Consider the following 7076-nt stretch of genomic DNA (forward strand, 5'->3'; position numbering starts at 1 on the left):
CGGGCGCCAATTCATGCAATAACCGGCTGTTCGCCGGGCGGAAGGCGCCCTCCTTCGTTGCGCAAACCGCGGGTACCTCGTCGTAGATCCGTGCGCCTTCGGCTGCCGTCAGCACGTATCCGGAAGACGGCGAATTGAACATGCCCAGTGCGATATCCGTGCGCTGACCGATGTAGGTGAAGAACCGCAGCACGCCGTCGCCGCCGTGAGCCTCCATCATCGGGGTCTGGATGTAGGCGATGTCGGCGCCGGCGTGCTGCGCATGCAGGGTGAGATCCAGGCAGTCCTTGGCCGACATAGCGGCCGTGCACGCCTGCACCACGACGCCGGGGTTGATGGCTCTGGCTTCCTCGATCGCGACCTCTAGCAAGCGCTTTCGCTCGTCGAGCGTTAGCGACCAGAACTCCGCGATACCGCTGGTGCACCACAACATCGGGTGCCCGAGATCGCCGACGCAGTAACGAACCAGCGTCCGATAGGCGTCCCAGTCGATGTCGTCACCGTCGGTGCCGCAAAACGGTGTGTACAAGGAATCGCCGATTCCCCGCAAAGTGCTGCGCGCCCAAGCGCGTGCCTCGAGTGCCGTGGCCATCATCGACTCCTTCCCAGTCAGCGACCGTCAGGTGAAGTCCGAACCGCCGTCGACGTTGATGTTCGCTCCGGTCATGTACGAGTTGCGGCGCGACGCCAAAAACGCGACAACCGAACCCATTTCGCCCGGTAACCCGGCTCGTGGCAGGTGAGCCGGATGCCCGAAGTGCTTGGCAATGGCGTCCATCAGCGCATAGAGGTCGTCACCGTCGACCCCTACCGACTTGGCCCAGCCGACCAGCGACTCGGACGCGATGCTGCCCGGGGAAACCACATTGACCAGGATCTCGTCCTTAGCGAGCGACAGCGACAGGTTTTTGGAAACGCTCGTCAGCGCGGCTTTGGCGGCGGTGTATGCGGGCAGCATGACGCTTTGGCGCTGCGTGGAGTGCGCCGAGAAGTTGACGATCCGCGCCCACGCCGCCTTCCGAAGCAGTGGAAGGGCCGACCGCACGCAGCGCACCATGCCCATTACGCCGTCGTCGAAAGCCTGGCCCCATTGTTCGTCGGTCAGGTCTTCGAAACTGCCGACCGCGCCCGGGCCGACCGCGTTGATGAGCACGTTGAGTTCGCCGTTCCACCGGCCGCCGAGCTCGGTGAACACGCTGTTGACTTGATCGTCGTCGCGGATGTCGGCGACCAGCCCGACGGCATCGGGGCTGCCACGTTGTGTCAGATCTTCGGTCGCGCGGTCGAGGTCAGCCCGGGACCGGGCGACGATCGCGACGCGGGCGCCGTCGTCTGCCAGGCACCGCGCGGCGGCCAGTCCCATGCCGCGGCCACCGCCGACGACGACTGCGGTGGCGTTTGTCAGTCCTAAATCCATGGCAAATGCCCGGTCACCCTTCGCTTGCCGCCGCGCGTATCAAAAAGCCTACGATAGGTATTACAGTAGCAGATGGTGACGCCGACACGGCCGCGTTATCGCAGATCACCAGGCGACTGCCGGTAGATTCGACGCAGGCGGCCGCGAAGCCGGAACGGCATGCGCAGTATGGATCTTGATGGAGGTGCCCGCAGTGGCCAAGCAAGTAACCGCCGAGAAGCGTCAGCGGCGCGAACGCGGGTCCATCAATCCCGATGACATCATCAGTGGCGCGTTCGAACTCGCCGAGCAAGTGTCGATCGACAACCTGAGCATGCCGCTGCTCGGCAAACATCTCGGCGTGGGGGTCACCAGCATCTACTGGTACTTCCGTAAGAAGGACGATCTGCTCAATGCGATGACCGACCGCGCCTTGCGCAAGTATGTGTTCGCCACTCCATACGTCGAAGCCAGCGACTGGCGCGAGACGCTGCGCAATCACGCTCGCTCGATGCGGAAAACGTTCATGGGCAACCCGATACTGTGCGATCTGATTTTAATCAGGTCGGCGCTTAGCCCCCGAGCCGCTCGACTGGGCGTCCAGGAGATCGAGAAGGCGATCGCCGGTCTGGTCGAGGCGGGACTATCGCCCGACGAAGCCTTCGACACCTATTCCGCAGTGTCGGTTCACGTGCGAGGTTCGGTGGTGCTGCATCGGCTTCAGGAGAAGAATGAGGCGACGGAGAACGGGGCACGCACAATCGAGGGCGCCATGGTCATCGATCCCGAAACCACGCCGCTACTGGCCCAAATGACCGCGAAGGGCCATCACATCGGCGCCGCCGACGACAACAACTTCGAGTACGGCCTGGAATGCATCCTCGACCATGCCAGTCGACTGATCGAGCAGGGGTCGAAGTCAACTGCCCGTCAACGCAAGTCGACGGCGCCGCAGCAACGCAAGTCGCCAACTTCCCGTGGGCGAGCTAAGACGTCACGTTAGTAAAAGTCTTACGGGGTCTCAGGCTCCGGTACGTTGAAGTGTTCGTCGCGCAATCGGAACGCCTCTTTGGTGCCGTGCTCCGCTCGAGTCTTGACGAAGTTGAACTCCCCTGGCGCGAATTGCAGATTGGTTCCGTACGCATGGAATAGATAGCTAGCCACTTCCTCACCCTGGTAAGCCTGGCTCTGTTCTACGAGCCGAAATGCCTCTTTGGCGATCACCACGCCATCGGCCGGCATTTTCGCAGCCTTCTCGGCCCAGTACCGGGCCCGGGCCGGGACCAGCCCGGGATCGCAAGTGTCCGTGAAGATTCCCAGGTGCTCGATTGTTCCGGCCTCGATGATGTCACCGGTCAACAAAAGGCGGCGCGCCAGCACCGGCCCCAACCGATGGAAGAACATGTGCAGGCTGCCCAGCGCGGGCCCGAGGAAGCGGGTGGCCGGCATGCCGATCTTTGCATTACGGGCGATTACCGAGATGTCGGTCATCAACGCCATCTCGAACCCACCGCCAAGCGCGTAGCCGCTGATCTCCCCCACGGTGACCTTAGGGAAGCCCATGAGGTTGTGGTAGAAGCCGAACGACTTACGGTCCACCGTGAGCCGGCGACGCTGACTGGGCCGGCGGTTTGCCTCTTTGGCGCCTTGCTCGCCGTACCAGCCGTAGGCGTTATTCATGTCCGCCCCGGTGCTGAACACTCCGTCCGCCCCACGCAGCAGCACCACCGTTAGATCGTCGTCCTCGACCACTCGGTCCAGACACCGGGCGACGGCATCACGCATGGCGGCGTCGTAGGAGTTGCGCTGTTTGGGGTTGTTCAACGTGATTGTGGCGATTCGTTTTTCGGGATCGACTTCGAACCGAACGCGATCATCTTCAGTGTCCGAGCCAGTCATTGCCGGACTCCTTCCTGCTCTGCGGTCGGCCGTTATTTCGGAACCGCACGTCCAGCCGCGGACCGATATCCGACATCAGCTTCGCCTCAATGGTTTTGTCGACGCCGAAGGCAAGCGTATTGCGGCGAGCGACGGCCAGGTGATCCTGCGCCAAACGGACCGCCTTGGCCGGATTGCCATCGCCGATAGCGTCGAGCAGACGTTGGTGGTCACGGAGCGCCGCTCGCCTGGTCTTGTCCACCATCGGCGCCGGTTCGTCGTCGTCCTTCCAGACCGACGACTCGTGCGCAGACCAGATCAGCTCCAGCGAGCCGATCAGCAGGATCATCGGCTCGTTACCGCATCGGGCGACCAGCGTTTCATGAAACCGTCGGGCATTCGGCACGTACTGCGACACGTCGTCGAATCGCGCTGTCTGAATATCGATTTCGTGCTGCAAGTATGGCACCACTTCGATCATCCGGTCTTCGCGCGCGGCGCACATCCCGGCGCAGATCGGCTCGAGATGCATCAGCGCCGCACTGACGTCTACCGGCGTCGCCGACCTCGCCTGCAGAACCATGCTGATCATGTGCGCGGTCCGTTCGGCCGTCGGTTGGTGGACGACCGCTCCGCCGACATTGCCGCGGCGCACCGAGATCAGCCCGTCGGTCTCCAGGATGTGGATTGCCTCGCGTAACGCGGGCGGGCTCACGCCGAATTCACCGAACAGGCTTTCCTGAGACGGCAGAACATCGCCCTCTTTCAGGCGGCCGGACAAGATGTCGTCGCGCAACTTCGAGGCGACGATTTCCGCGACGCGTGGTTGACGAAAGCGCTGCGCCACCACGTCAGGTCTTCTCGGCTCGTCGCTCGCCGAATCGAGTGCCGGCCAACTTGTCCGGTGACAGCGCCAGTGTGTTGGCCTCACCGATACACAGCACCTCGTCATCGCGCAGCAATCGGGCCGTGGACGTGATGCCACGGTCTACCTGCGACCGCGCGATATCGAAGCGCAGGTCGGTCAGGACGGGTGTCGGCCGGCGGAAGGTGACACTAAGTGACCTGGTCTTGCCGGAGAGTCCGGCAAGGCAGTTCTGGTGCTGCATGACGCAGTCGAAGAACACCGCAAGAAAACCTCCATGCACCAATCCGGGCGGGCCCTCGTACACCAGCGGGAAGGCGACTCGGCCGGACGCGCTGTGGGCGTCGAGGTGATCGAAGCGGTATTCCGGAAAGCAAGGGTTGAACGCGCCGATATCGGTCGCGTGATCGAGATAGACGCGCTGGCTGCCGTTGTCGTCGGAGGCGTCGGAACCGATCCGCGGTGCGCTGTCCGGCGGAACCGCCGCGCTCAGCTCGCATTCCCAATCGCCGATCTGCGCCACGATCGCATCCACCGTCGGGTGGGCATGTTCCAGCGACAGCAGCAGCGAGCTGAGCCGGCGGATGGCTCCGGCCGCTGCGACGGTCTGGGCAAGCGGCGCTTCGCCGAATCGGGCACCTTCCGGGCCCGGCGTCAAGGGGACCGCCGCCGATTGACCCGCAGCCGTCGAAGCCGGTACCTGCTCGCCCATAAGCCCTCTTCCCGATGCAGCTGTTCCGTCGCCGGGCTTTCCTTGCTAAGTTATACAGCGTAGCAATCGTATAGCCTACTGTAGGGGTAACCGTATCGGTGGGGAAGGGCGGATTCGACGGTGAGTCAAGACCTGGACTCCTCGGCGGCCGACGGCTCGCTCACCACGAGACGGGACGGCGCGGTGCTGCGGCTGACGCTCGATCGGGCGTCGCATCGTAACTCGTTGAGCCATACCATGATCGATACGTTCGTCGCCACGCTGACCGAAGCCGCCACCGATGACACGCTGCGGGCCATCCACATCCGCGGCGCGGGCGCCGACTTCTGCGCGGGCGCCGACTGGGTCGCCACCAACAGTGGCGGCGACCCCCGCCCCCGCACCGGCGACCTGGTCCGCCGCATTCCGCACACCGCTCATCGCGTGATCGAGCTGGTGCACAGCATCCACGTGCCGGTCGTCTGCAGCGTGCGCGGATTCGCCGTCGGCCTCGGGTGCAACCTGGCACTGGCCGCCGACTTCACCGTCGCTGCCACCGACGCGGTGTTCTGGGAGCCGTTTGCGGCGCGTGGATTCAGTCCGGACTCGGGTGCCACCTGGCTACTCCCCCGGCTGATAGGGCTGACCCGTGCAAAGCAGATGCTGCTGCTCGGCGACAAAGTCAGTGCAACAGACGCCGCAGAGTGGGGTTTGATCTACCAAGCCGTCAGCCCCGCAGAGCTCGACGACAGATGCGAGGAACTGCTAGCACGACTGGCCGCCGGGCCCACGGTGGCGCTCGGCCTGGCCAAGCAAGCCATCCATTACGGCCAACACGCGACGCTGAGCCAGTCTATGACGCAAGAGCTCTTCGGCCTCGAACTCTCCTGTCGAACCAAGGATTTCAAAGAAGGGCTGACAGCATTTCGTGAACGACGCCCGCCACAGTTCCATGGCCGATGACACTCAACTCGATGACATTCAAAGACGAGGAACGCTGATGCCTGCTAGCTCTGCACGGTCGTACGACACCATCAAGTACGAAGTGGACGGGCACAAGGCCACAATCACCCTGAACCGCCCCGACGCCCTCAACGCGCTCAGCCCGCATATGATCACCGAGCTGCGTAGCGCTTACAGCGAGGCCGAAAACGATGACGCGGTATGGATTCTCATCGTCACCGGCACCGGACGGGCATTTTGTACCGGCGCAGATGTCAAGGCGATCCCCGGCGACGGCAAGGTGATCAACGAGGCGCCGTATCTATCCACCTACGAGCAGTGGGAAGCGCCCCAGGAGGGCACCCCGCCATTCCGGACGATGGCCAAGCCGGTGCTCGCCGCGATCAACGGAATCTGTTGTGGGGCCGGACTGGATTGGGTGACCACCGGAGACATTGTCATCGCGTCCGACAAGGCAACGTTCTTCGACCCGCACGTCAGCATCGGCCTGGTGGCCGCACGGGAGGTGGTCCGGGTGGCCCGGGTACTTCCGCGCTCGATTGCGCTGCGCATGGCTTTGATGGGCAGGCATGAGCGGATGGGCGCCCAACGCGCGTACGAGCTCGGCCTGATCAGCGAGATCGTCGAACACGACCTACTCCTGGAACGTGCCCACGAGATCGCCGACATCGTCAACTCCAATGCGCCGCTTGCAGTCCGGGGTACCCGGCTGGCCATCCTCAAGGGCCTCGACCTGCCGCTGCACGAGGCCGAGATGCTGGCCGAAGCGTTCCGCGAGCGCAACCTGCACACCGAGGATTCCCTTGAGGGGCCGAAGGCGTTCGTCGAAAAGCGCCCACCGGAGTGGCAGTGTCGATGAGCTTTCAGACCATCCAGCTCGAGGTGGATAGCGCCGACCAGGTCGCCACCATCACGTTGAACCGGCCCGACCAGCTCAACGCGTTCAACCGGACCATGTGTGACGAGATGGCCCGGGCCTGGCGGATCGTCAAGTCGGACGATTCGGTCAATGCCGTGGTGCTGCGCGCGGCCGGTAGCCGAGCGTTCAGCGCCGGCCTCGACATCAAGACACCCTACGGTCAACCCGAAAACATCTGGAATCACGAGGATCCCGGCGAAGCGCTCAGCCCGAAGTGGCAGAAGATGTGGAAACCGGTGGTATGTGCGGTGCAAGGTATGTGCACCGCGGGCGCGTTCTACTTCATCAACGAGTCCGATGTGGTCATCTGCTCGACGGATGCGACGTTTTTCGATTCCCATGTGTCGGCGGGGCTGGTCTGTGC

Annotated in this window: 9 protein-coding genes; 4 read left to right on the plus strand and 5 right to left on the minus strand. The window is 63.6% G+C overall.

All coding sequences use genetic code 11. The features are described 5' to 3' along the window. Positions 1 to 592 (minus strand): dihydrodipicolinate synthase family protein (locus tag VEI45_RS20815; protein WP_324856425.1); only part of this gene is annotated, 592 nt, incomplete at its 3' end. 27 nt (positions 593 to 619) lie between these two features. Continuing rightward, a complete protein-coding gene (locus tag VEI45_RS20820) occupies positions 620 to 1417 on the minus strand; it encodes an SDR family NAD(P)-dependent oxidoreductase (RefSeq protein WP_324856426.1) in 798 nt (265 codons plus the stop codon). A gap of 178 nt (positions 1418 to 1595) precedes the next feature. Between VEI45_RS20820 and VEI45_RS20825 the strand changes: the two genes are divergently transcribed. Further along, positions 1596 to 2399: a TetR/AcrR family transcriptional regulator gene (locus VEI45_RS20825; protein WP_324856427.1), complete on the plus strand. Its 804-nt coding sequence runs from the start codon at positions 1596 to 1598 to the stop codon at positions 2397 to 2399. A gap of 8 nt (positions 2400 to 2407) precedes the next feature. Here the strand turns inward: VEI45_RS20825 and VEI45_RS20830 are convergent, their stop codons facing one another. The 3 genes from VEI45_RS20830 to VEI45_RS20840 are packed head-to-tail and all read right to left on the minus strand — an operon-like array spanning position 2408 to position 4851. Continuing rightward, on the minus strand, positions 2408 to 3295 hold the full coding sequence (locus tag VEI45_RS20830) for an enoyl-CoA hydratase/isomerase family protein (protein WP_324856428.1): 888 nt from the start codon (positions 3293 to 3295) through the stop codon (positions 2408 to 2410). Beyond that, positions 3276 to 4124 (minus strand): FadR/GntR family transcriptional regulator, encoded by an 849-nt coding sequence (locus tag VEI45_RS20835; RefSeq protein WP_324856429.1) that lies wholly within the window; start codon positions 4122 to 4124, stop codon positions 3276 to 3278. Before VEI45_RS20835 ends, VEI45_RS20830 begins: the two co-directional genes overlap by 20 nt. A 1-nt stretch (position 4125) precedes the next feature. Next, positions 4126 to 4851 carry a hypothetical protein gene (locus tag VEI45_RS20840; RefSeq protein WP_324856430.1) on the minus strand — a complete coding sequence of 242 codons (726 nt, stop codon included), beginning with the start codon at positions 4849 to 4851 and terminating at the stop codon, positions 4126 to 4128. A 120-nt stretch (positions 4852 to 4971) separates the two neighbouring features. On the opposite strand from VEI45_RS20840, the gene VEI45_RS20845 reads away from it, so the two are divergent. The 3 genes from VEI45_RS20845 to VEI45_RS20855 form a co-directional block, all read left to right on the plus strand. Further along, positions 4972 to 5793 carry an enoyl-CoA hydratase/isomerase family protein gene (locus VEI45_RS20845; protein WP_324856431.1) on the plus strand — a complete coding sequence of 274 codons (822 nt, stop codon included), beginning with the start codon at positions 4972 to 4974 and terminating at the stop codon, positions 5791 to 5793. A gap of 37 nt (positions 5794 to 5830) precedes the next feature. Next, on the plus strand, positions 5831 to 6652 hold the full coding sequence (locus VEI45_RS20850) for an enoyl-CoA hydratase/isomerase family protein (protein WP_324856432.1): 822 nt from the start codon (positions 5831 to 5833) through the stop codon (positions 6650 to 6652). Next, positions 6649 to 7076 (plus strand): enoyl-CoA hydratase/isomerase family protein (locus VEI45_RS20855; RefSeq protein WP_324856433.1); only part of this gene is annotated, 428 nt, incomplete at its 3' end. The genes VEI45_RS20850 and VEI45_RS20855, both read left to right, overlap by 4 nt.

This window comes from Mycobacterium sp. (genome assembly GCF_035623875.1).
Classification (GTDB): domain Bacteria; phylum Actinomycetota; class Actinomycetes; order Mycobacteriales; family Mycobacteriaceae; genus Mycobacterium.

Coding starts and splice junctions, on each gene's coding strand:
- VEI45_RS20820 (WP_324856426.1), bottom strand. CDS start 1,417: ATGGATTTAGGACTGACAAACGCCACCGCAGTCGTCGTCGGCGGTGGC.
- VEI45_RS20840 (WP_324856430.1), bottom strand. CDS start 4,851: ATGGGCGAGCAGGTACCGGCTTCGACGGCTGCGGGTCAATCGGCGGCG.
- VEI45_RS20830 (WP_324856428.1), bottom strand. CDS start 3,295: ATGACTGGCTCGGACACTGAAGATGATCGCGTTCGGTTCGAAGTCGAT.
- VEI45_RS20825 (WP_324856427.1), top strand. CDS start 1,596: ATGGAGGTGCCCGCAGTGGCCAAGCAAGTAACCGCCGAGAAGCGTCAG.
- VEI45_RS20850 (WP_324856432.1), top strand. CDS start 5,831: ATGCCTGCTAGCTCTGCACGGTCGTACGACACCATCAAGTACGAAGTG.